The sequence below is a fragment of the Dokdonella fugitiva genome (assembly GCF_014138265.1).
Classification (GTDB): Bacteria; Pseudomonadota; Gammaproteobacteria; order Xanthomonadales; family Rhodanobacteraceae; genus Dokdonella_A; species Dokdonella_A fugitiva_A.
Genome location: NZ_JACGXL010000006.1, coordinates 151653 through 171654 on the forward strand (window position 1 = coordinate 151653; position 20002 = coordinate 171654).

Annotated in this window: 13 protein-coding genes and 1 pseudogene; 8 read left to right on the forward strand and 6 right to left on the reverse strand. The window is 69.9% G+C overall.

Features of this window, described 5'->3' with window-relative positions:
• Nucleotide 1: 1 nt before the first annotated feature.
• The 3 genes from FHW12_RS17295 to FHW12_RS17305 all read right to left on the reverse strand — a co-directional run bounded on the left by FHW12_RS17295 (nucleotide 2) and on the right by FHW12_RS17305 (nucleotide 4794).
• Nucleotides 2-3076, reverse strand: a complete 3075-nt coding sequence (locus FHW12_RS17295; protein ID WP_182532302.1) for a TonB-dependent receptor — start codon at nucleotides 3074-3076, stop codon at nucleotides 2-4.
• A 106-nt stretch (nucleotides 3077-3182) separates the two neighbouring features.
• Nucleotides 3183-4226, reverse strand: coding sequence for a FecR family protein (locus FHW12_RS17300; RefSeq protein WP_182532303.1), 1044 nt, complete (start codon nucleotides 4224-4226; stop codon nucleotides 3183-3185).
• The gene (locus tag FHW12_RS17305) at nucleotides 4204-4794 is read right to left on the reverse strand and encodes an RNA polymerase sigma factor (protein ID WP_182532304.1); all 591 of its coding nucleotides are present in this window, start codon (nucleotides 4792-4794) and stop codon (nucleotides 4204-4206) included. Before FHW12_RS17305 ends, FHW12_RS17300 begins: the two co-directional genes overlap by 23 nt.
• Nucleotides 4795-5223: 429 nt before the next feature.
• On the opposite strand from FHW12_RS17305, the pseudogene FHW12_RS21410 reads away from it, so the two are divergent.
• Nucleotides 5224-5784 (forward strand): annotated as a pseudogene (locus FHW12_RS21410) (cyanophycinase); the annotation flags it as partial.
• Between the two features lie 180 nt (nucleotides 5785-5964).
• On the forward strand, nucleotides 5965-6960 hold the full coding sequence (locus FHW12_RS21415) for an isoaspartyl peptidase/L-asparaginase family protein (protein WP_259393140.1): 996 nt from the start codon (nucleotides 5965-5967) through the stop codon (nucleotides 6958-6960).
• Between the two features lie 48 nt (nucleotides 6961-7008).
• Here the strand turns inward: FHW12_RS21415 and FHW12_RS17315 are convergent, their stop codons facing one another.
• The 3 genes from FHW12_RS17315 to FHW12_RS17325 all read right to left on the reverse strand — a co-directional run bounded on the left by FHW12_RS17315 (nucleotide 7009) and on the right by FHW12_RS17325 (nucleotide 12160).
• Entirely contained in the window at nucleotides 7009-7950 is a 942-nt protein-coding gene (locus FHW12_RS17315; RefSeq protein WP_182532305.1) for a zinc metalloprotease, read from the reverse strand.
• Nucleotides 7951-8100: 150 nt separating this feature from the next.
• Nucleotides 8101-11235, reverse strand: coding sequence for a M36 family metallopeptidase (locus FHW12_RS17320; protein ID WP_182532306.1), 3135 nt, complete (start codon nucleotides 11233-11235; stop codon nucleotides 8101-8103).
• Nucleotides 11236-11707: 472 nt separating this feature from the next.
• Entirely contained in the window at nucleotides 11708-12160 is a 453-nt protein-coding gene (locus tag FHW12_RS17325) for a nuclear transport factor 2 family protein (protein ID WP_182532307.1), read from the reverse strand.
• Nucleotides 12161-12374: 214 nt separating this feature from the next.
• Between FHW12_RS17325 and rfbB the strand changes: the two genes are divergently transcribed.
• From rfbB to FHW12_RS17355, 6 genes are all read left to right on the forward strand, one after another.
• The gene (gene rfbB / locus FHW12_RS17330; RefSeq protein WP_182532308.1) at nucleotides 12375-13427 is read left to right on the forward strand and encodes a dTDP-glucose 4,6-dehydratase; all 1053 of its coding nucleotides are present in this window, start codon (nucleotides 12375-12377) and stop codon (nucleotides 13425-13427) included.
• Between the two features lie 266 nt (nucleotides 13428-13693).
• On the forward strand, nucleotides 13694-14581 hold the full coding sequence (gene rfbA, locus FHW12_RS17335) for a glucose-1-phosphate thymidylyltransferase RfbA (RefSeq protein WP_220484522.1): 888 nt from the start codon (nucleotides 13694-13696) through the stop codon (nucleotides 14579-14581).
• Nucleotides 14578-15132, forward strand: a complete 555-nt coding sequence (rfbC, locus tag FHW12_RS17340) for a dTDP-4-dehydrorhamnose 3,5-epimerase (protein ID WP_182532310.1) — start codon at nucleotides 14578-14580, stop codon at nucleotides 15130-15132. Before rfbA ends, rfbC begins: the two co-directional genes overlap by 4 nt.
• A 129-nt stretch (nucleotides 15133-15261) precedes the next feature.
• Nucleotides 15262-16278: a dTDP-4-dehydrorhamnose reductase gene (gene rfbD, locus FHW12_RS17345; protein ID WP_259393132.1), complete on the forward strand. Its 1017-nt coding sequence runs from the start codon at nucleotides 15262-15264 to the stop codon at nucleotides 16276-16278.
• Nucleotides 16279-16336: 58 nt separating this feature from the next.
• Entirely contained in the window at nucleotides 16337-17848 is a 1512-nt protein-coding gene (locus FHW12_RS17350; RefSeq protein WP_182532311.1) for a mannose-1-phosphate guanylyltransferase/mannose-6-phosphate isomerase, read from the forward strand.
• Nucleotides 17849-17972: 124 nt separating this feature from the next.
• Nucleotides 17973-19979, forward strand: a complete 2007-nt coding sequence (locus FHW12_RS17355; protein ID WP_182532312.1) for an alpha/beta hydrolase family protein — start codon at nucleotides 17973-17975, stop codon at nucleotides 19977-19979.
• Nucleotides 19980-20002 lie beyond the last annotated feature (23 nt).

The window sequence follows — 20002 nt, forward strand, 5'->3', positions numbered from 1 at the left end:
GTCACAACGGGCTGCCGCCGAACTTCTGCGTGTACTGCACGTAGACGGTGCGGCCGACCGCGTCGAACCACGAGATGTCGTAGTACGGATACGCGGTGTAGGTCGGGTCGCGCGGCGGCATCTTGTTGAACAGGTTCGTCACCGCGAGCGAAAGCCGCGCGTGGTCGCCGAACGTGTATTGGGCGGACGCGTTGAAACGGTAGGTCGGCGCGATCGTCGGACCCGGATCGCCGTCCTCCCAGACCTGGTCGTACGACCAGCCGTTCGGCAGGCGGCCGAGGCGCTCGCCGTGCAAGGTCGCCGACCACGCGTCCTTCTCCCAGGTCACGCTCGCGCTGGTCTTCGTGCGCGGGATGTCGAAACCGCTGTTGAGCGCGAACTCGTCCTCGACGCGATCGCCGGCGTACTGCTGGAAGTCGTGGCGCCTGACCCAGGTGTGGTTGGCCGACAGCGTGAAGCGGCCGATCGTCGTGTCGAAGCGGTAATGCGCGGAGAGGTCGACGCCGCTGGTGGTTTCGCGCGCGACGTTGATCGGGTTGACGTAGATGCCGTAGAGCGAACCGTTGCTGCTGCGCGTGATGCGCGCGAGCGCGTCGACGCAGGTCGGCGAATCGATGTCGAGGGTACCGAGGCGGCACGACGCTTCGTCGCGCAGGATCGAATCGACGCTCATGTCCTGCACCTGGTTGCGCATGTCGATGTCGAACCAATCGAGCGAGAGGTCGACGCCGTCGAGCGGCGACCAGACGAAGCCCGCGGTCCAGGACTTGCTGGTTTCCGGATCGAGCTTGCGGTTGCCTTCGCGCGTGCGGATCAGCCCTTCGGAATACTCCTCGCAATCCTCGGCCTGGTCGCGCAGGCAGTTGTAGTAGTCGATGCCCGAGGTCTCGTCGTTGCCGACGCCGGCGTAGACGTAGTGCAGGTCGGGCGCGCGGAACGCGGTGCCGTACGAGCCGCGCACGAGCAGGCTGTCGATCGGGCGCCATTCGAGGCCGGTGCTCCAGGTCGCCTTGCCGACGGAACGCCCGGAAAAGCGGTACTGGTCGTAGCGCCCCGCGACGCTGAGGTCGAGCGAATCGAGCACCGGCATGCGCAATTCGCCGGCGGTCGCCCAGCGGTTGCGACTGCCGTGGCCGTCGGAGTCGCGCCAGCTGTAGTAGTAGTACTGGGTCGCGAGCGGATCGGGATTGAGGTCGTACGACTGCTGCCCGAGTTCGACCGTGCCGGAAAATCCGGCGTCGCCGCCGGGCAGCGCGAACAGGTCGATCGTGCTCGCCGTGAACGCAGCCGTGCTCGTTTCCGATTCCGGGTGGTAGACCGTGCGCGCGGCGATCGAATCGTATTCGGCACGCGTGAGCGGCGTGTACAGGCGCGACGGGTCGGCATCGAAGATCGGCAGGCCGTCCTCGTCCACGCCGAGCTGCTCGCCGAGGAACAGCGCATTCGCGCGCGCGGCGACGATCTGCGGCCAGCTGATCGTCGCCTCGTAGCGCGAATGGCTCAGCGACGCCTCGTAGTTCCACGATTCGCCGAACGTGCCCTTGAAGCCGGTGGTGATGCCGAACGTGCGCTGCGTCGTCTCGATCATGCCGCGGTTCAGGCCGCCCATTTCCTCGGGCGAGAACTGGCGCTGCCAGAACTCGACGCCGCCGGTCGCCTGGTTGGAGAAGTAGCCTTCCTCGTTGCCGTCGGGTGCCATGTAGCTCCAAGACGTGACGTCGCGGAAGATGTCGACCGTGTGGTGCCCGGCCTGGATGTCGGCGAACCATTCGCTGCCGTTGCCGAACGCGTACGACAGCGACGCGTAGCCGTTGATGCCGCGCCGCTTGCTGAGGATCGTGCCGTAGCCGATCGCCTTGTCGCTGCCGCAGTAGTAGCCAGGGCCGTAGTCGTCGAGTTCTGGATCGTACGGCCCCCAGCCGGGGCGCGACGCGTAGTAGGTGCTGTCGTGGTTCTGGCTCGCGAGCGCGTCGCAGGCCGCGCGGCCGGGATCGAGGTAGGTGTCGGTGTCGTCGGTGCGCAGGTACGCACGGCGCGGCGCGCGTGCGCTTTCGGTCGGCGCGTCGAGCGTGGAATCCTGGATGTCGCGGTCGTACGCCCACAGCGGGTTCTGCGAGGTGAGCTCGAGGCTGTACACGCCGCTGAAGTCGCCGTGCTCGAAGCCGCTGACGATGCTGGCGTCGAACGATGAGCCGCCGCCTTCGGTGGTCGTGCCTGCGCGCACGTCGAGGATCGTGCCGTCGATGTGCTTCTTGAGGATGAAGTTGACGACGCCGGAGATCGCGTCCGAGCCGTAGATCGCCGACGCGCTGCCGGTGAGCACTTCGATGCGGTCGATCATCCCGATCGGGATGCTGGAGATGTCGGTGAAGTTGCTGCGGCCCTTGAACGGCATCGGGAAGTCGGCGATGCGGCGGCCGTTGACGAGCACGAGCGTGTGGTTGGGCCCGAGTCCGCGCAGGTCGACCTGCTGCGCGCCGGGCGAGAAATCGGCGCCGCTCGCCGACTGCTGGCTCTGCGTCTCGCCGCCGTTCTGCGTCATCGCGCGCAGCACGTCGGGTACGGTGGTGAAACCGTTCGCCTTGATCTCCGCGGCCGTGATCACCGTGATCGGCGCCGGCCCTTCGATCTGCGCGCGCGGAATGCGCGACCCGGTGACCTGCAAGGTCTCGAATTTCGTCACCGGCTTGTCGTCCGGCGCCGGCGTGCTCGCGGGCGTGCTCTTCGCCGGTGCGGCCGTCGCCGGCGGGCGTTCCGTCGCGGCCTTGTCGCGCTCGATCAGCACCGCCCCCGACGATGCATCGCGCGTCGCGCTGAAGCCGCTGCCTCGCAGCAGGCTGTCGAGCGCCTGCTCGGTCGACGTCGCGCCGTGCACGCCCGGCGTGTGTACGCCCTTGAGCTGGTCGGCGCGATAGACGAGCTGCGTGCCCGACTGGCGCGCGAGCGTGTTGAGCGCGGTCGCGAGGTCGCCCGCGGGCAGGTCGATCGTCGTCGGCGACGAGGACACCTGGGCCTGCGCCGCGAGCGCGGTGGAGCAGGCGAAACAGAGCAGCAGCATACGCAACGGTCGACGCATCGACGACACTCCCCAGGGTGCTCGGGACGGCACCTTCCCGATCACCGGGACGAACGAACGACCCAATCCCCCCATCACCCTGCGACGACGTCCGGGCGCTGCGCGATCAGCGCGCGTGCAGCACGATCCGGTCGGGCAGCCGCTCGGCGCGCACGGGGAAGCCCATTTCGAGCAGCTTCACGAAGCTGTCGAGGTTGGCCCAGCGGAAGTTGCCGCCGACGCGCAGCTCGCCCACGCCGGCGTCGGCGAGCTCGAGCTTGCGCGTGTTGAAGCGGTTGAACTCGGCGGCGGCGCTCGCCAGCGAGGTGTCGTCGAACGTGAGGAATCCGCTGCGCCATTCGAGGTAGCGTTCCGCTTCGGCGACCGGCAGCGAGCGCACGAGCACGCCGCTGCGCCCGGCGGTCGCGACGCTGCCCGCGGGCAGCAGCGACACCGGCGTGGCGCGGCCGTCGGCACCGGGCGGCGCGTCGAGCCGCACCTTGCCTTCGGTGACGACGACACGCACGTCCTGTGCGTCGCGGCGCACCGAGAAGCGCGTGCCGACCGCGATCGCGCGGCGGCCGTCGGCCGACACGACGAACGGCCGGCCCGCATCGTGCGCGACGTCGAAATAGGCTTCGCCCTGCAGCAGTTCGATGTCGCGCTCGCCGCGCGTCATGCGCACGTGCAGGCGGCTGTCGCTGCTGAGGACCGCGCTGCTGCCGTCGGCGAGCGTCACCGTCCGCAGTTGGCCGAGCGTGCTCGCGTAGTCCGCTTCCGAGCGGCCGCCGAGCTGCCAGCCGAGCCAGAGCGCCGCGCCGGTCGCGACGAGCGCGACTCCCGCCGCGAGCGCATGACGCCAGCGGCGCGCGCGCATCGGCGTCGCCGCGCCTGCCGCGGCGACATCGTGCGCGTGCGTGGCGTGCGCGACCGGGCCGAGCACCCACGCGCCGCGTGGCGGCACTTCGTCGCCGGGGAGCCCGGCGGCGAGCGCCTGCAGGCGACCCGCTTCGCGCCACGCCGCCTGCAGGCGCAGGAACTCGACGCGATGGCGCGTCGACGCGCACAGCCAGTCCTCGAGTGCGCGCGCGTCGTACGGGCTCCAGTCGCCGCGGTCGCGGCGCGCGAGCCATTCGGCCGCGGCCTGCTCAATCCGCCTGCTGTCGTGCATCGCCGTCGTCCTCGTCGGTGGCCGTCCATGCCGGGGCTTCGCCGTCGCGCGGCGGCATGCCGCCGTACAAGTGGTCGGCGATCAGGCGCATCCCCTTGGCCAGGTGTTTTTCCACGGTCTTGCCGCTGATGCCCAGGCGTCGCGCGACGTCCTTCTGCGGAAGTTCCTCGACCCGCCGCAACCACACCACTTCGCGGCAGCGGTCGGGCAGGCGGTCGAGCGCTTCGGCGAGCCGCTTGAGCGCCTGGCGCGCACCCACCCAGCGCTCGGGCGACACGTCGTCGACCAGATAGACGTTCGAGGGCTCGAAATCACCCACCGGCTCGATCGACACGACGCGGCCGCGACGCGCGCGGTCGGTCATGAGGTGGCGCGCGGTCGTGAACAGGAACGCCTGCGGCGACGCCGGGCGGTTGCGCGCGGCCGCCTCGTACACGCGCGCGTAGACCTCCTGGCGCAGGTCGTGCAGTTCGTCGCGATGCGGCCAGCAGCGCTGCAGGTATTGCGCGAGCGCGCGCTCGTGCACGAGGATCTCGCGGACGAACCAGTCATCGAAGTCGGTCGGCATGCGGTCACTGTACCAAGGGACACAGGATGTCACCTCTCCCGCCTGCGGGAGAGGTCGCGCCGCAAGGCGCGGGTGAGGGAAGCTTTGCGAAGGCCTAACGCGGCCTTCCCTCATCCGCCTCCGGCACCTTCTCCCGCAAGCGGGAGAGGGGACAGCGATGGGGGAAGCCGGTCGGCGGTTCGTCTAACGAAGCGGCAGCGATCCGCTGCGCCTTCGACGAGGAGTGGCGGCATGATGCGCGTGACGGCCGGATACCGATGGATCGCGAGCGTGCTGCTCGCCAGCGCGTTCGCAGGCGTGGCGCACGCCGCCGCGCACTACGATCGCTACGTGCTCGGCGACACGGTGGCGAAGACGCCTGGTCGCGTGCAGCCCGGCCTGCTGCTGATGGGCGGCGGCGACCGCAACTTCGACGCGTTGCGCTGGTTCATGCAGCGTGCCGGCAACGGCCACGTCGTCGTGCTGCGCGCGTCGCAGGCGGGCGAGATCGGCGAGGAGTTCTACAAGGACGTCGGCGGCATCGCGTCGGTCGAGACGTTCGTGTTCAAGGATCGCGAAGCGTCGACGGATGCGGCGATCCTGCGCAGCCTCAAGCGCGCCGACGCCATCTTCATCGGCGGCGGCGACCAGTCGCGCTACGTGCGCTACTGGCGCGGCACGCCGGTCGGCGCGGCGCTCGACGCGCACGTGCGCGCGGGCAAGCCGCTCGGCGGAACCAGCGCCGGCCTCGCGATGCTCGGTGAATACCTCTACGGCGCGATGGACGGCGGCAGCCAGATCAGCCCGCGCGCGCTCGCCGACCCGCTCGGCGCCGAGAACACGATCGAGGCGGACTTCCTCCACCTCGAACGCCTCAAGGGCATTGTCACCGACACGCATTTCAGCGAGCGCAACCGGCTCGGCCGGCTCATCGCGTTCGTCGCCAAGGCGGAGTCGATCGCCGGACGGCCGCTGCTCGGCCTCGGCGTCGACGAGGATGCCGCGGTCGCGGTCGACGGTGACGGCGACGCGCGCGTGTACGCGACCGCGCCCGGTGCGGGCGCGACCGTCGTGAAAGGCGGCTTCGTCGCGCAGGCCGAGGACAAGCCGATGCAGCAGACGCGCGTCGACACGATCGGCGTCGGCACCGGTTCGCTGCTGCACCTGCCCGACGGGCGCGTCGACACGCCGATGTTCGAGCGCCATTACGCGGTGCGCGACGGCGTGCTCGTGTCGATGGCCTCGCCGCTGCTGGTCATCCACGGCGGCGCGGGCGTCGAGCGCAAGGAGATGACGCCGGCCGACGAGGACGCTGCGCGCACCGCGCTCGCGGCCGCGCTGCGCGCAGGTCACGCGCAGCTCGTCGCGGGCAAGCCCGCGGCCGACGCGGTCACGGCGGCGATCACCGTGCTCGAGGATGCGCCGCAGTTCAACGCGGGCCGCGGTGCGGTGTTCAACCACGACGGCCGCAACGAGCTCGACGCGGCGCTGATGGACGGCGCGAGCGGCAAGGCGGGCGCGGTCGCCGGCGTGCATCGCGTGAAGAACCCGATCCTGCTCGCGCGCACGGTGATGGAGAAGTCGCGCCACGTGATGATGGTCGGCGCCGGCGCCGAGGCGTTCGCGAAGGAGCAGGGCGTCACCCTCGTCGATCCGAAGTACTTCCGCACCGACAAGCGCTGGCAGCAGCTGCAGAAGGCGCTCAGGGACGAAGCCGCGGGCGTCGCGCTGCTCGACGTCGGCAGGAACTACTTCGGCACCGTCGGCGCGCTCGCGCTCGACGTGCAGGGCCGCCTCGCCGCGGGCACCTCGACCGGGGGCATGACGAACAAGCGCTACGGCCGCATCGGCGATTCGCCGATCATCGGCGCGGGCACGTGGGCCGACGACCGCTGCGCGGTGTCGGGCACGGGCTGGGGCGAGTTCTACATCCGCGACGCGGCCGCGCACGAGATCTGCGCGCGCGTGCGCCTGTCGGGCGAATCGATCGCGCGCGCCGCGCGCGGCGTCATCAACGGCGACATCCCGAAGGCTGGCGGCGACGGCGGCGCGATCGCGCTCGCGAGCGACGGTTCGTTCGCGCTGCCGTTCAACACCGAAGGCATGTACCGCGGCTGGATCGGCGCCGACGGCGAGCCGCACGTGGCGATCTACGCGCAGGACACGTTGCGCGGCGACCAGCACTGAGTGCGCGATGCCAGACGCCGCGCGCGCGACTCGCGCACGCGGCGCGGGTCACGGTCGTCGATGGCTCGAGTGCGCGCGCGGCGGTGTCGGCGCGTCGACGGGCGTGACGAGGCCGGGTCGGTAGATCGCCGCGAGCGCGCGCATCCGCTCACCCTGCTGCGGCGTGAAGTGGTTCGTGCACGCGTCGTCGCTGTAGTCCATGAAGTTCTCGACCGGATCGTCGCCGTCGTCCTGCGGGCAGCTGTCGCGGCCGGTCGCGCAGCCGAAGCCGGCGATCGCCTCCGCCGGCGTGTCCGCGACCTCGTCGCCGGGGGCGACGCAGCCGCCCTGGAACGTGTGCAGCAGACCGAAGTAGTGGCCGAGCTCGTGCACGAGCGTATGGCCGAGCGACAACGGGGCGGGGCTGCCGGGCACGCTCGCATGGTCGATGACGACGCCATGGCGCGGATCGTCCTCGGCGAATTCGTTGGGGAGCGTGCCGTAGCCGGCGATGTACGGCAGCGCGAGCCGGCACGAGTAGACGTTGACGAAGCGTTTCGGCTCGACCGCGAGTTCCGCCTTCATGCGCAGGCCCGATTCGGTCGTCGGAAAGCATCCGCCCGCGAAGTAGGGCGAATCGGGATAGCGGCGCACGGCGGCGACGACGAAGCGGAACCCGGCGGCGTCGAACGCATCGTTGACGACCGCGAGCTGGCGCGCGACGAGCTCGTCGTCGAGATCGCCTTCCCCGAGTGGGCCGCTGAGGACGTGGAAGACGATGCCCACGTCGATGCGCGCATTCGTCGTCGCGGCGGTCGCCACGCGCTCCCATCGCGCGCGCGCGAGCGCGGCTTCGAGTTCGGGCATGAAGATCGCGGGCGCGCCGGTGTCGTCGACGATGCGCACCTCGCCCGGCGTGGTGGGCGGCGGTGCCTGCGCGAGCGCCGCGAAGGGCAGTACCGCGACGAGGCACCCTGCCGCGAGGCGTGCCTTGCAGGCATTGCAGTGCATCCGCTTCATCCGCCGGCCCCTTCGCCGATGCCTTCGACCATGGCTACGACGAGCGACGACGACGATGCGTCGCTGCCTCCGACAGCGGCGGCAATGCGCGGTGGGCGACACGACCGGCGGGGCCGGTCGCGTCGCTTCATTCCACGACGCTCAGTGGGCGTCGGCGACGACGCGGCTGAACATCGGCTGCGCCGCGCCCTGGATTTCGACGCGTGCGATCGCCCAGTGGCTGAAGTGCTCGAAGTAGCCGGCGTCGATGCGTGCATGCCAGCGCAGCTGCACGACGTGGCCCGCGAGCGAAGTGCCGAAGTCGAGCATGTCGTCGTGCCAGCCCGACGACGTGCCGGCGAACGTCGCGCTGCCGGCGACGAGGTAGGCGTCCGCCTCGGTCCACTCGCCGCCGTCGACGCTGACTTCGAGCGTGCCGCTGCCGGGCCGCGCGCGCGTGTCCGCGGGCAGGCGGTCGAACGCGTAGTCGTGGCGCACGACGACGCGCAGCGGCGCGCTCGCCGACACCGTGAACGGCCGGGTCGCGAGATGCGCGTCGATCGCCGCGTGCACGTCGCCGATCACGTAGGCGGGCCGGTTCGCGTAGGCGTCGCGATGCCAGTGCGTGCCGCAGTAGACGTAGCAGTAGTCGGGCGCGTCCGACTCGCCGAGGCCCGAGGTCCAGTCCGCCGCGAACGTCGGTGCCGCCGCGAGCGTGTCGACGCTGCGGTCTAGCACGAGGTCGTAGTTGACGCGGAACGCGGCGTCGCGATGCGCCTGCGCTTCGCCGTGGCTGCGGTCGCCGGCGTCGATCGCGAGCGGCAGCTCGACCGCACCCGCGCGGCTCTGCACGCGCACGTCGAACTCCGCCGTGTGGCGTTCGCCCGGCGCGAGCGCGATGAAATTCTCGACCGCGCCGTGCGGGAACACGTAGTCGCCCGCGCGTGCACGCACCTTCACGCGCACCGCGCCGAGCGGCGAGAAGCCGGTGTTCTGCAGCGTCACGCGCAGCACGCCGGTTTCGCCGCGGTCGAGCACGCCGTCGCCGTCGCCGTCCGCTTCGACGAGCTGCGCGTCGACGATGCCGAGCGCGCGCTCGGCGTCGGCGAAGCTCTCGATCGCGCCGCGCAGGTCGACCGAGTAGCGGTCGGGCGCGACCGCGCCCGCGCCGAGGCCGCGCTCGGCGAAGCCGCTGCGGCAGCGGCGGTAGTCCGCTTCGCTGTCGGCGCGAATCACCGCGAGCAGCGCGTTGCGCGCCTCGAGGTAGTCGGCATCGGCCGGAATGAGCTTGAGCGAGGCGACGAGGTCGGCGAGGAAGCGGTTGCGCGTCGCCTCGAACCGGGACGGCGCGGCCGCCGCGAGCATGCCGCGCGAGCATTGCCAGAGCGCCTCGGTCCAGACTTCGCCCGCGGTGTGGATCTCCGCGTTGGTGAGCGATCGCAGCTTCCAGTCGTAGCCGCGTAGGCTGTCCGGCAGCGGGTGGTCCATGCCGATCGCGGCGAACGTGAGCGGATTGATCGCGAGGTCGGCACTGTGCGGGAAGCGACGGATGCCGTGGTAGTACGTGTCGTCTGGGTGGCCGGGCGATCCCGCAGCGGGAAACGGGTCGCGCGGGAAGTCGTAATCGCGGTTCATGTACGCGCCGATCGCGTAGTTGCCGTAGAACGGCGGGCGATCCGGCATCGCGTCGCGGTCTTCGGCGCGCACGCTCAGCAACAGGCCGACGAAGTCGGCGATACCCTCGTTGAGCGCGCCCTGCTGGCCCGCGTACGACATGCGCGTGAGGCGGCCGAACATCGTGTGCGACCACTCGTGCGCGAGCACGCCGAAGTCGAGCGCGCTGACGTCGCGGTTGCTCCGCGAATAGACGTTCGCGCCGAGGAACAGCGCGCCGTTGGTGTTGCCGTCGTCTTCCGAGACGAGCGTGAAGGTACCCGCGTACGCAGCCGAGACCAGCAGCGGATCGCCGCCGATGCCTCCGCGGCCGTAGTTGTCGACCTGCATGTTGCCGGCCTGCTCGTCGTAACCGAGGTCGTAGAACAGGTCGTGCAGCCAGTTGGTCGCGTAGAACGCCTGCACGATCTTCGCGTCGAGCTGCGGCGAGGTGGTCGGGATCGGCTGCGGCAGTCCGTCGCCGTCGCATTGCACGAAGTCGTTCAAGGTGTCGTTGGCGTCGTAGGCGTAGTCGAACGCGTGCGGGCCGCTCGCTGGCGCGCGGAAGTCGCCTTCCTCGGGCCGGAACTGCTCGTCCGACGCGTACGTGCAGTAGCCGTCGGCGTCGACGAGGTCGGCGTTGAAGAACGCGTCGACGTTGTTGCCGGACGTCTCGGTGGCGTCGTCGGCGAGCCAGGGATCGCCGGTGCTGATGCCCGCGTGGCTCGCCGTGACGACGTTCATCGGCGCGGGCACGTCGGGCAGGTAGCCGCTCGGCAGGCGCGTCGGGTAAGGGTTCGTGAAGCCGTAGGGGTCGACGTACGGCACGCCGTCGGCGTTCGCGAACACGCGGTACGAGAACGGTACGAGGTCGTGCACGAGGTCGGTGCTCGACAGGATGCGGTCGTCGTCGGCGGACACGATCAGCGCGCGCGCGTCGAGACGGCCGACGCCCGGGCGGTGGCCGACGATCTCGATGCGGTACGCAGGCAGCAGTGCGTCGCGCGCCGGATACCACACGGGCTTCACACTGGCGGCGCGGTTCGGCACGAACGTCGGCGAACGCTCGATCGCGTAGCGCGTCGCGCCCGCGCGGTCGCCGTCGAGTTCGCGCATCGGGCTCGCCGCAAGCAGGCCGTCGATCGCGCCCGCCGCGATGCGCAACGCGCGCAGCGGATCGCCGTGGAAGCCGCGCGCGTACGCCGTGGCCGCGTGCGGGCTGCGGCTGCCGCCGATCGCCTTCGGCTCGAGCGCGCGGTCGAGCAACACCGCGACGCGCGCACCGTAGACCTCGATGCCGTCGACCGCCTGCGGGAACTGCACGACGTACGGACCGTAACGTGTCGCATGCACGCGCGCGGCGACCGTCGGCGCGTCCGCCGCGGACGCCTTGGCGTCGCCGGCGAGCGCGCGTTGCGCGGCCGCGACGATCGCGTCGCGCGACGCGCCGCGTGGCTCGGCCGGCGTCGCCTTCGGCGCGGCCGTGTCGGCGTCGGCATCGAGCCAGCCGCGCTGCGACTCGAGATGGAGCGGTTCGAACCGCGCGTTGGCGGCATACGGTGCGGCGATGGCGCCCTGGGCGCACGCGAGCACGAGGGCGAGCGGCCAGGACCTGCGCCGGGCGAAACGGTCGGGACTTTGCATGACGGTTCCTCAGCAATCGACGGGACGGGGAACGCGGAGCGCGGCGATCATACGACGAAGTGCGTCGTACGTATCGAGGCGTCGATGTCGCCCCCTCCGAGCCCATACGCGGAACCGCCGCGGCGCCTATCACGTGCGGCCGGGAAAAAAATGGCCCCGCAGTGCTCCGGCGTCTCGCGACGTGCGGCTGCGGGGCAGTCGTGCGGCGGACCGGGGAACGATCGGCCGCAGGCGGGGGACGGCGCGTGCCGATGCACGCGCCATGCGCCCAGGGGAACTGGTCAGCTCACGTCCTCCTTCCGTACCGGCCACCCCTGGAGGTCATCCCAGACTTGGTCGGATCGCGAGCTGGAGCCGGACGATAGAGCTGCGTTCCCGCACGCGCGGTGAACGCGCACGCCTAGTGGGGCATGCGCGTTCAGGCACGGTTCTTGGTGGTCGTCGCAGCGGCATCTTCCAGCGGCGGGACCGGTCAGTCGCCCGCGGGCTTCACGTCGACTGCTCGCGATGCATGCGCATGCACGTTGCGCCAGCGGCCTTGGTCGCGGATGTAGGTATCGGAGAACTTCACGTGGCTGTCGAACGGCTGGCCGTGGTCGACGCCCTTCTGGTGCAGGGTCGCGACGACGATCGCGGTGTCGCCGTGCACGCGCACGGCCCAGCCGCTGCTTTCGTTGACCTCCCAGCGGTTCTCGGGCGACGCGACCTCGGCGAGGATGTCCGCTTTCGTACGCTCGGTGCCGCTCGAGACGACGAGCACGTAGTCGTCGGTGAAGATCTCGCGCAACGCCTCGAGGTCGCGCTCGACGAATGCGCGCTGCATGCGCTTGTCGGTGGCGATCAGCTGGGCGATGTCGGCGGCGGCGCCGGACGGGACGGCGGCGGTGAACAGGGCGGCCGTCGCGGCCAGGGCGGGCAGGGGCATGGTGGTCGTCTCGTTCGTCGGAAGGCAGGCCGCACGGCGGCCGTTCGACGACGATGCTAGCGTCGCCGGCGCGGCCGCACTCGCCGGATCCGGCCATCAATGACCTGTGGCCGGATCCGGGCCGCGCGACCCCGGATTCGCGTTCCCCGGCGCCTGCCGCTACGATACGAACGAGCCGGATCACCGGCTTTTTCCCTCCCGGATCGTGGATCGGATGAAAACCCTGCTCGTCACCGGCGGCGCCGGCTTCATCGGCGGCAACTTCGTGCTCGGCACGCTGGCCCAGGGCGGCTGGCGCGTCGTCAACCTCGACGCGCTCACCTACGCCGGCAATCGCGACACGTTGGCCGAGATCGAAGGGCGCGCGGACTACGTGTTCGTGCACGGCGACATCGGCGACGCCGGCATGGTCAAGCGCGTGTTCGCCGAACACGCACCCGACGCGATCGTCAATTTCGCCGCCGAATCGCACGTCGACCGCTCGATCGACGGCCCCGCCGCGTTCGTGCAGACGAACGTGGTCGGCACGCTCAACCTGCTCGAATGCGCGCTCGCCTACTGGCGCGCGTTGCCGCTCGAGCGCCAGGACGGGTTCCGCTTCCTGCACGTGTCGACCGACGAGGTGTACGGCTCGCTCGGTCCGATCGGCCGCTTCACCGAGGACTCGCCGTACCAGCCGAACTCGCCGTATTCGGCGTCGAAAGCCGCGTCCGACCACCTCGTGCGCGCGTTCCACCACACGTACGGCCTGCCCGCGCTGACGACGAACTGCTCGAACAACTACGGGCCGTTCCAGTTCCCCGAGAAACTCATCCCGCTGATGATCCAGAAGGCGCTCGCGGGCGAGCCGCTGCCGGTGTACGGCGACGGCCGCAACGTGCGCGACTGGCTCTACGTCGGCGACCACTGCGCGGCGATCCGCCGCGTGCTCGAGATCGGTCGCGTCGGCGAGGTCTACAACGTCGGCGGCGACGCCGAGCGCGAGAACATCCACGTCGTGAAGACGATCTGCGCATTGCTCGACGAGCGCCGTCCGCTCGCCGACGGGCGCAAGCGCGAATCGCTGATCAGCTACGTGAAGGACCGCCCCGGCCACGACCGCCGCTACGCGATCGACGCCTCGAAGATCAAGCGCGACCTCGGCTGGCGCCCAACCGAATCGTTCGAAACGGGCATCGCGCGCACGATCGACTGGTACCTCGACCATCAGCCGTGGGTGCAGCGCGTGCTCGACGGCAGTTACCGGATGGAACGCCTGGGTGTTTGAAGTTCAAGAGCGGAAAGATTGAAACACGAAGGACACGAAGGACACGAAGGAAAAGCAGAATCCGTGAAAAAGCCTGAAACACGGAGCACACGGAGCACACGGAGAAAGCAAGGCAAGGAAAAGCTTTTCCTGTTTGAAAGCTTTTCCTCCGTGTGCTCCGTGTGCTCCGTGTTTCAATCTTTGAATCGCTTGCTTTTCCTTCGTGTCCTTCGTGTCCTTCGTGTTTCAATCTTCTGCTTTTGCTTCCAGAGAATCGGAGTAACGTGATGACGACGAGGCGCGGGATCATCCTCGCGGGCGGTTCGGGGACGCGGCTCTACCCGGTGACCCAGGCAGTCAGCAAGCAGCTGTTGCCGGTGTACGACAAGCCGATGATCTATTACCCGCTGTCGACGCTCATGCTCGCCGGCATCCGCGACGTGCTGGTGATCAACACGCCGCACGAGCAGGCGCTGTTCCAGCGCCTGCTCGGCGACGGTTCGCAGTGGGGCATCTCGATCCGCTACGCGGTGCAGCCGTCGCCGGACGGGCTCGCGCAGGCGTTCCTAATCGGGCGCGAGTTCGTCGCGGGCGAGCCGAGCTGCCTCGTGCTCGGCGACAACATCTTCTACGGCCACGGCTTCACCGAGCAGCTCGCCCGCGCCGCTTCGCGCAGCGAGGGCGCGACGGTGTTCGGTTACTGGGTGCGCGATCCGGAGCGCTACGGCGTCGCCGAGTTCGACCCGAGCGGCCGCGTGATCGGCCTCGAGGAAAAGCCCGCGCAGCCGCGCTCGAACTGGGCCGTCACCGGGCTCTACTTCTACGACGGCACGGTGTGCGACCACGCGGCCGCGCTGAAGCCGTCGCCGCGCGGCGAACTCGAGATCACCGACCTCAACCGTCGTTACCTCGATGCGGGCCAGCTCATGCTCGAGAAACTCGGTCGCGGCTACGCCTGGCTCGACACCGGCACGCACGAGTCGCTCGTCGAGGCGTCCAACTACGTCGAGACGATCGAGAACCGCCAGGGCCTCAAGGTGTGCTGCCCGGAGGAGATCGCGTTCCAGCACGGCTGGATCGACGCCGAGCAGGTGCTGCGCCTCGCCGCGCCGCTCGCCAAGAACGGCTACGGGCAATACCTGCAGCGCATGGTCAAACAGGGCCGTATTCCTTGAAAATCATCAAGACCGAACTCCCGGGCTGCGTCGTGATCGAGCCGGCCGTGCACGGCGACGCGCGCGGCTTCTTCTACGAGAGCTTCAACCAGCAGCGTTTCGCCGACGCCGGCTACGCGCTCGAGTTCGTGCAGTCGAACGTGTCGCGCTCCGCGCGCGGCGTGTTGCGCGGCCTGCACTACCAGTGGCCGAATCCGCAGGGCAAGCTCGTCAGCGTGCTCGAAGGCGAGGTGTACGACGTCGCGGTCGACATCCGCGTCGGCTCGCCGACGTTCGGCCGCTGGGCCGCGGCGATCCTCTCGGCACAGAACAAGCGCCACTTCTGGGTGCCGGAAGGCTTCGCGCACGGCTTCGCGGTGCTCTCCGAGTACGCGACCTTCGTCTACCAGTGCACCGCGCTGTACGACCGCGCGAGCGACGCCGGCCTCCGCTGGAACGACGCCGCGCTCGCGATCGGCTGGCCGATCGCCGAGCCGTCGCTGTCGGACAAGGACACCAAGGCGCCGTTCCTCGCCGACGTGCCGCGCGACAAGCTGCCGACGTATCCATGACCCGCGTTGCGCCGATCGAAGCAATGTGGGAGCGGCGGAAGCCGCGATGCTCTTCGGGTTTCCAGGCGCCGCCAAGCATCGCGGTTCCGCCGCTCCCACGATCGCTTGCCGTCGAATGCAGTTGAAGGCATGAGCATGTTCGCAGATCGCATCCTGCTGCTCGGGGCCGATGGACAGGTCGGCTTCGAGACGCGACGCCGCCTCGGCTACCGGCGCCTCGTCATGGCCACGCGCAGCGGCACGCTCGCCGACGGCACGCCCTGTGTCGCGGCCGATCTCGCCGATGTCGGGTCGCTCGCGCGCGCGCTCGACGAGGCCGGTGCGAAGACGATCATCAACGCGGCCGCTTACACCGCGGTCGATCGCGCGGAGGACGAGCCCGACCTCGCCGACCGCGTCAACCATCGCGCGGTCGGCGAGATCGGTGCGTGGGCGGCGGCGCACGACGCCTACGTCGTGCACTATTCGACCGACTACGTGTTCGACGGCCGCGGCATCGTCGACGACAGCGGTTCGCCGCGCGCGTACCGCGAGGACGACGCGACCGCGCCGCTCGGCGCGTACGGGCGCAGCAAGCTCGCCGGCGAGCGGGCGCTCGCCGCGAGTGGCGCGTCGCACCTGGTCTTCCGCACCGCGTGGGTGTACGCCTCGCACGGGCACAACTTCCTGCGCACGATGCTGCGCCTCGCGGCCGAGCGCGAGGAGCTGCGCGTGGTCGCCGACCAGAGAGGTGCGCCGACGCCGGCGCGGTGGATCGCGGAGGTGACCGCAACGGTGCTCGGCGAACTTCAGGGGGCCGTGGCCCATGGTGGGACTCGCCGCTTCGCGGCTGCGTCCCACCCTACGCGGGCCGGATCCGTGTCGACCGCGGACGATGGCGTGTTCAACCTCGTCGCGAGCGGGCAGTGCAGCTGGTACGACTTCGCGAGCGCGATCGTCGAGCGCGCCGCCGCGCGCGGCCTGATCGCGCGCGCGCCGCGGGTGGTGCCGATCACCACCGCGCAGTTCCCGACCCGTGCGCGCCGGCCGGCCTGGTCCGTGCTCGACGGCGCCCGGCTCGAACGCGCATTCGGGCTACAATTACCCGATTGGCGCGCGGGTCTGGACCAGGTCCTCGACGAATTCGCGCCCGCCGGCCCGGCGTGACGCGTCGCGGCCGGGCTTGAAGCGCCGGCCGCCTGCCGGTGCAGGAGTTCCGAACACCATGCTCGTCCCCGTAATCCTGTCCGGTGGCGCCGGCACCCGCCTCTGGCCCGTCTCGCGCAGCGCCTACCCGAAACCGTTCATGCGCATGGGCGACGGCGAGTCGCTGCTGAAGAAGACGCTCGATCGCGCGCTGCGCTGCGCCGACGACGGCACCGTGCTCACCGTGACCGGCCGCGACTACTACTTCCTCACGCGCGACGAGTACGCGCAGCACGACGGCGCGAACCTCGACACCTTGCCGTTCCTGCTCGAACCCGCCGGCCGCAACACCGCGCCCGCGGTCGTGCTCGCCGCGCTGCACGCGCGCGACCGCGTCGGTGCCGACGCGACCCTGCTGATCCTGCCCGCCGACCACCTCATCCGCGACCTCGACGCGTTCGTCGCCGACGCACGCCGCGCCGCCGCGCTCGCCCAGGACGGCTGGCTCGTCACGTTCGGCATCCGCCCGACGCATCCGGAGACGGGGTTCGGTTACATCCGCATGGGGGCGGCGATCGAGAGGTCGATGGACGACGCTTCCCCTCATCCGCCCTCCGGGCACCTTCTCCCGCAGGCGGGAGAAGGGAAGGCGGCGTTGGGGCGCGTGGTGAACGCGTTCGTGGAGAAGCCGAACCTGCAGACCGCCGAGAGCTACGTCGCCTCGGGCGACTACGTGTGGAACTCGGGCATGTTCTGCTTCCGCGCCGACGCGCTGCTCGCGGTCGCCGCTGCGGTGTGCCCGGACGTGCTGGCGGCGGCCGAGGCCTGCCACGCGCACGCGATGAACCACGAAAGCCCGATCGAGTTCCACCGCGAGGCGTTCCTCGCCCAGCCGGACATCTCGATCGACTACGCGATCATGGAGCGCGCACCGAAGGTCGCCGTCGTGCCGGCGACGTTCGACTGGAGCGACATCGGCTCGTGGAAGGCGATGAGCGACCTCGAGGCCGAAGCCGACGACCAGGGCAACCGCGTGCGCGGCCAGGCGATCGTGGTCGAGAGCACGAACTGCTACATCCAGTCCGACGCGCGCATGGTCGCCGCGGTCGGCGTACAGGACCTCGTCATCGTCGACACCGGCGACGCCGTGCTCGTCTCGCACCGCGAACGTGCGCAGCAGGTCAAGCTCGTGGTCGAGCGCCTGCGCGCGACCAACCACGCCGCCGCGAGCGTGCACCAGACCGTGCACCGCCCGTGGGGCAGCTACACCGTGCTCGAGGACGCCGACGACTGCAAGGTCAAGCGCCTCACCGTGAAGCCCGGGCACGTGCTGTCGCTGCAGCTGCATCATCGCCGCAGCGAACACTGGACCGTGGTCGAAGGCACCGCGAAGGTGCGCGTCGGCGAGGAGGAGTTCCTGCTCCAGCGCAACCAGTCGACCTACATCCCGATGAACACGGTGCACCGCCTCGAGAACCCGACCGACCGCGACATCCACCTCATCGAGGTGCAGTGCGGCGACTATTTCGGCGAGGACGACATCGTGCGCCTCGAGGATCGCTACGGACGCGCGCCGGCGGCGGCGAAATAGCGCGAGCGTGTTGCAGTGCGACTCGCGGTGCCGCACGCCTGTGGTAGAACGGAATGATCCGGCCCCGCATGGGGGCGCGCACCGCGCGGGCGTGGCCGGATCCGGCAATCAAGGGAGAGGTTCGATGACGTCACGCCATCTGGGGATACTCGCCGCGCTCGCGGCCGTGATCGCGGGTCCTGCGCAAGCGACCGAGGCCGCCGCGCCGGCGGTGGTGCCGTACGCGGATTTCGCGCGCCACGAGCAGTTTCGCGAAGTGAAGATCTCGCCGAACGGCGACTACCTCGCCGCGGCCGCGGTCGTCGACGGCAAGGCGGTGCTGTCGCTGATCCGCCTGTCGGACATGAAGGGCGCGAACCTGCGCCCGCGCGACACGCGCGAACTCGCGTCGTTCTGGTGGGTGGCGCCCGATCGCGTCATGTACACGATCGGCGAGCGCGGCGGCGCACTCGAGACACCGGTGCAGACCGGCGAACTCTACGCGGTCAACGCCGACGGTACCGGCGACGGCGTGCTGTTCGGCTATCGCGCCGGCAATCAGGGCGCGACCCACATCGCGCACGCGACGAGCCGGCGCGCATACGCGACCCTGGTCGATCCGCTGCGCGACGACCCCAAGCACGCGCTGATCGCCGCCTATTCGTTCAACAGCACCAACGGCGTGTTCCCGACGGTCGAGAAGATCGACCTCTATACCGGCGTGACGATGCCCGTGACGACGTCGCCGCTGCGCGACGCCGATTTCATCACCGATCACCACGGCATCGTGCGCTTCGCGTTCGGCACCGACGTCGACCAGGCGAAGAAGGTCTGGTATCGCTCCGGCGACGAGGCCAAGTGGGAACTGCTGTTCGACGAGGGCAACGACCACCAGCGCCTGCGCCCGCTCGGCTTCAACCGCAAGGAAGACAAGGTCTACTTCGACTGCGGCGGCAGCAAGGGCGTCGGCGGCATCTGCACCTGGGACGTCGCCGCGCGCAAGCTGTCGACCTTGTGGAGCGGTACCGTCAGCGGCCCGCTCGAACTCGTGCCGTCGGCCGACGACAAGGACGCGATCGCGCTGCGCACGATGCCCGACCGCACCGCGACCACGCTCATCGACGCGAAGGCGCCGGAAGCGAAGCTGCTCGCCGGCCTGCTGCAGCAGTTCCCGGGCGAGGACGTGCGCATCACCAGCGCGACGCTCGACGGCAGCAGGATCGTGTTCTCGGTCAGCAGCGATCGCAACCCGGGCCAGTTCTTCCTCTACGACGAGAAGACGCACAAGGCGAGCTTCCTGCTCGCGAACCGGCCGTGGATCAAGCCGGAGCAGATGGGTGCAATGGAGCCGATCGCGCTGAAGGCGCGCGACGGCCTGCCGCTGCACGGCTACCTCACGCGCCCGCCGGGCAAGGAGCAGGCGAAGAACCTGCCGCTGGTGGTGTTCGTGCACGGCGGCCCCTACGGCGTGCGCGACAGCTGGGAATTCGACCCTTACGTGCAGGTACTGGCGACACGCGGCTACGCCGTGCTTCAGGTGAACTTCCGCGGCTCGGGCAACTACGGCAACGAGTTCCTCAAGGCCGGCTACCGCGAATGGGGCGGCAAGATGCAGGACGACGTCACCGACGCGACGCGCTGGGCGGTCGAGCAGGGCATCGCCGACCCGAAGCGCACGTGCATCTTCGGTGCGAGTTACGGCGGCTACGCCGCGCTCGAGGGCGCGGTGAAGGAGCCCGATCTCTATCGCTGCACGATCGGCTACGTCGGCGTGTACGACCTGCGCCTCATGTACACGCGCGGCGATATCCCGCAGTTTTCCGCCGGCGAGAACTACCTCAAGATGGTGCTCGGCGAAAACGGCGAACAGTTGTGGGACCGCTCGCCCGCCGCGCATGCGGACCGCATCAAGGCCAAGGTCATGCTCGTCGTCGGCGGCCAGGACTGGCGCGTGCCGCCGGTGCAGGGCGAAGCGATGCGCTCGGCGCTCAACAAGGCGGACATTCCCTACGAGTGGTTGTACCAGCGTACGGAAGGCCACGGCTTCTACGACGAGGACCACGCCGAGGACCTGTTCAAGAAGCTCGTCGCGTTCCTGGACAAGAACATCGGCTCGCAGGCGGCGGCGAGCGAAACGCCCGCGGCGAAGTAGGGGGAAACGGGGTCAGAGTGACT

Excerpts from the sequence above, each read along its gene's own strand:
- FHW12_RS17295 (WP_182532302.1), bottom strand. The coding sequence starts at position 3,076 with ATGCGTCGACCGTTGCGTATGCTGCTGCTCTGTTTCGCCTGCTCCACC.
- FHW12_RS17300 (WP_182532303.1), bottom strand. The coding sequence starts at position 4,226 with ATGCACGACAGCAGGCGGATTGAGCAGGCCGCGGCCGAATGGCTCGCG.
- FHW12_RS17305 (WP_182532304.1), bottom strand. The coding sequence starts at position 4,794 with ATGCCGACCGACTTCGATGACTGGTTCGTCCGCGAGATCCTCGTGCAC.
- FHW12_RS21415 (WP_259393140.1), top strand. The coding sequence starts at position 5,965 with ATGTTCGAGCGCCATTACGCGGTGCGCGACGGCGTGCTCGTGTCGATG.
- FHW12_RS17315 (WP_182532305.1), bottom strand. The coding sequence starts at position 7,950 with ATGCACTGCAATGCCTGCAAGGCACGCCTCGCGGCAGGGTGCCTCGTC.
- FHW12_RS17320 (WP_182532306.1), bottom strand. The coding sequence starts at position 11,235 with ATGCAAAGTCCCGACCGTTTCGCCCGGCGCAGGTCCTGGCCGCTCGCC.
- FHW12_RS17325 (WP_182532307.1), bottom strand. The coding sequence starts at position 12,160 with ATGCCCCTGCCCGCCCTGGCCGCGACGGCCGCCCTGTTCACCGCCGCC.
- rfbB (WP_182532308.1), top strand. The coding sequence starts at position 12,375 with ATGAAAACCCTGCTCGTCACCGGCGGCGCCGGCTTCATCGGCGGCAAC.
- rfbA (WP_220484522.1), top strand. The coding sequence starts at position 13,694 with ATGACGACGAGGCGCGGGATCATCCTCGCGGGCGGTTCGGGGACGCGG.
- rfbD (WP_259393132.1), top strand. The coding sequence starts at position 15,262 with ATGAGCATGTTCGCAGATCGCATCCTGCTGCTCGGGGCCGATGGACAG.
- FHW12_RS17350 (WP_182532311.1), top strand. The coding sequence starts at position 16,337 with ATGCTCGTCCCCGTAATCCTGTCCGGTGGCGCCGGCACCCGCCTCTGG.
- FHW12_RS17355 (WP_182532312.1), top strand. The coding sequence starts at position 17,973 with ATGACGTCACGCCATCTGGGGATACTCGCCGCGCTCGCGGCCGTGATC.